Origin of the sequence: Nocardioides sp. (assembly GCF_025964975.1) — a bacterium.
Classification (GTDB): Bacteria; Actinomycetota; Actinomycetes; order Propionibacteriales; family Nocardioidaceae; genus Nocardioides.
Genome location: NZ_JAOPXV010000091.1, coordinates 1 through 3,010, shown reverse-complemented (window position 1 = coordinate 3,010; position 3,010 = coordinate 1). Strand labels below are relative to the sequence as shown.

General features: G+C 67.8%; 3 protein-coding genes and 1 pseudogene. All 4 read right to left on the bottom strand.

Annotated elements, in window-relative coordinates; translation table 11 throughout:
* Window positions 1-567 (bottom strand): hypothetical protein (locus JWN68_RS06390; protein ID WP_297736308.1); only part of this gene is annotated, 567 nt, incomplete at its 3' end.
* Window positions 568-591: 24 nt separating this feature from the next.
* Entirely contained in the window at window positions 592-1,404 is an 813-nt protein-coding gene (gene eutJ, locus JWN68_RS06385) for an ethanolamine utilization protein EutJ (RefSeq protein ID WP_297736306.1), read from the bottom strand.
* Window positions 1,401-2,825, bottom strand: a complete 1,425-nt coding sequence (locus JWN68_RS06380) for an aldehyde dehydrogenase family protein (protein ID WP_297736303.1) — start codon at window positions 2,823-2,825, stop codon at window positions 1,401-1,403. Before JWN68_RS06380 ends, eutJ begins: the two co-directional genes overlap by 4 nt.
* 51 nt (window positions 2,826-2,876) lie before the next feature.
* A pseudogene (locus tag JWN68_RS06375) lies at window positions 2,877-3,010 on the bottom strand (ethanolamine utilization protein EutM); the annotation flags it as partial.

Here is a 3,010-nt window from a genome sequence, read left to right as displayed (position 1 = left end):
GCTGACCTCACTCTCCGTGCCCGACAAGAACACACGGCCGAAGCGCCCGACCGCCCGGACCTCCACGACGGTGATGTTGGCCGCCTTCTCCGCCTCGTTGGCCGCGAGGGTCGCGTACGCCGCCGGGGACACCTCCAGGACGAACAGGCTGCTTCCCGGCATGAGGAGGCTGCCCTTGCGCCACTTGTTGATGAGCTGGGCCTGGTAGGGACTGACGTTGGTGACGAACTGGGCCGATGCGATCTGGGGTTTCACCCGATCGGCTTCAGTGAGCTGCAGGTGTTCCAGCACGGCCTCTCCAGCGGCCAGCACCTCGGCCTGGCTGGCAGCATGGATCTCGAGGAGCCCGAACTCGCGCTCGACGATCTGGAGTGCGGGACGCACGTCCGCCGCCTTGAGGGCGATGTCCATCACGCGGAAGATCTCGTTCCCGGGAGCCACCTCGATGAACAGCTCGGCCATGCCGGCGATCGGAACATCGCCCTGACACGTGGCCGCGACGTGCGACGCCGACTGTGGCTGCATCCGGTCGATGAAGGCATAGGTTCGGAGCTGGAAGTTCGACATCTGGCTCTCATCTCGATTCGTGTGTCAGGGGCTGAGCGCGATACCGAGCGGTGTGACGAGCATCGAGTGCGGGTGCTCGACGACGGTCCGCCCGAGGTAGTTCTCCACGATCCGGCCGGCGCCCGTGGTCATGAGCGCTCCTCCGACCAGGTGGATCGGTCCGTCGGCCCCCGCCGGGATGAGGCGCCCAATGTTGTGGGCGATGCGCTCGATCCCAGGTCGAATGGCCGGGAGGTGGGCGGCGCCCTCCTCGCGCTTGAGTCGCTCGGCCACCTGGATGTCGATCCCCAGCGACCCGGCGAGGATCAGGTTCAGGTGGTGTCCGCCTCCGGGGAGGTCGCCCAGCTCCACCAGCTCTCCCGCGACGTAGGTGCCCACACCCGTCGATCCGCCGCCGATGTCGGCGACGACCCCGTCGCTCAACCTGAGCAGCGTCTGGGCGGCTGTGACCTCGTCGATGAGGGCCCGACACTCGAGACCGGCCTGCTCGAGGACGAAGCGGCATGCCCGTGAGTCGGCTTCCGAGACGCCTGGTGGGAACGCAGTGGCCGCGGATTCGGGTACGACGCCGAGGACCGCCGCCGCTTCGTCGCGGAGTTCCCGCACAGCCTCGACGGCTCCTTGGAAGTCGACGACGATCCCGTCGCGCACCACCTCACGCCGTACGGCGTTGACGTAGACGGGAACACCGAACGAGTCCACCGCCACGATGACCACGGTGGCCGTGCCCAGGTCTACCCCGAAGGAGAGAGGACCTGTGGGGTCAGCCAGTGGCTCGCCGGTTCGTGCTGCCGCCTCGGCCAGGACGGCGTCGACGTCGAGTGCCACCGAGATCACCGGGGTCTCCGCGCGGCGGCATCGCCGCTATAGAGGTCTCGCCACGGGCGCACCTCGAAGGCGACCCGCTTGATGTTGATGAGGTGGAGGGCACTGACGTTGTCGGACACCATGGACCCGCTCCATGTACCCGTACCCAGCATGAACGATGCCCCGATCGACGTGCTGTAGCCCATGCCGCCGAACAGGGACGGGGTGTTGATCGGAATCCTGGATGCCGGCAAGGCCGACATGCGTGCGATCACCGTGTCGTTGGACGCGTGCAGGCCGAGGGTGTGTCCTTCGCCGCCGAAGGCGAGGATCTCGCGGCAGCGCTCGAAGGCCTCGTCGAGAGAACGTGTGCGGTAGAACGTCAGTACGGGGCCGAGGATCTCGGCCGACAGCGGGATCTTCGGGCCGACCCATGTCAGCTCTGCGCCGAGCACGCGGGTGTCGGCTGGAACAGTGATTCCCATTCGACCGGCGAGGTTGATGGCCGACTGACCGACTGCCTCCGGACGCAGGCCGCCTCGTGCGTCGAAGAGGACGTCGCTGAGGCGTTGCTGGTCCGACTGCTCGAGGAGGAAGAGCCCGCGCTCCTTGCCGGCGGCGAGGAACGCCTCGGCGATGCTGGCATCCAGGACGACGCTCTGCTCGGCGACGCACGCCGTGCCGTTGTCGAAGGCCTTGGACGTGATGATCATCTGGGAGGCCTCGGCCACGTCGGGGACGGACTCATCAACGTAGACAGGGACGTTCCCCGCGCCGACGGCCAGCGTGGGTTTGCCGGAGCGGTAGGCCGCAGCCACCATGCCGGCGCCACCGGTGGCCAGGACGAGGGACACCGCCGCGTGCTGCATGAGCTCCGCAGTCGTCGCGATGCTGGCGTGCTCGAGGCACGAGATGAGGCCCTCGGGTGCACCGGCGGCCACGGCTGCCTCCGACATGATCTCGGCGGCACGTGTGCAGCACTTCACGGCCCTCGGGTGGGGCGCGTTGACGATCGCGTTCCCGGCCTTCACCGCTGCGAGGCACTTGAAGATGACGGTGGACGTCGGGTTGGTGACCGGGATGATGGCGGCGATCACGCCGACGGGGCTTCCGATGGCTGTCATGCGTCCGGGCTCGTCGACCCACAGGACACCCTTGGTGCGCATGCCCTCCATCGACTCGGCGACGAAGTCGGCGTTGTATCGGTTCTTGAGGACCTTGTCCTCGTACACGCCGTAGCCGGTTTCATCGACTGCGAGGCGGGCCAGCTCCTCACTGGCAGCCGAGGCCGCAGCCGACATGGCGGCGACGATGCGATCGAGGTCGGCCTGGTCGGCGTCGGCGAAAGCCTCGAACGCCCGGCGCGCAGCGATCGCCTTGCGCCGCGCCTCGGCGAGGCCGGCAAGGTCAGCGTCCCAGTCGACGGCCGATGCAGCCACTGACGCGGTCATGGGGTTCCTCCCTGCTCAGGGGTTCTACTCAGAAGTTCCGTGTCGGTCCGGTCACTTGTTGGGCGGGGCAGGGAGCTTCATAAGGATCGCTTCGACCTCCTCGTGCGGGCGCGGGATGACGTGCACCGACTGCACTTCGCCGACTTTGCCGGCCGCGACTGCGCCAGCGTCGGTCGCGGCCTTTA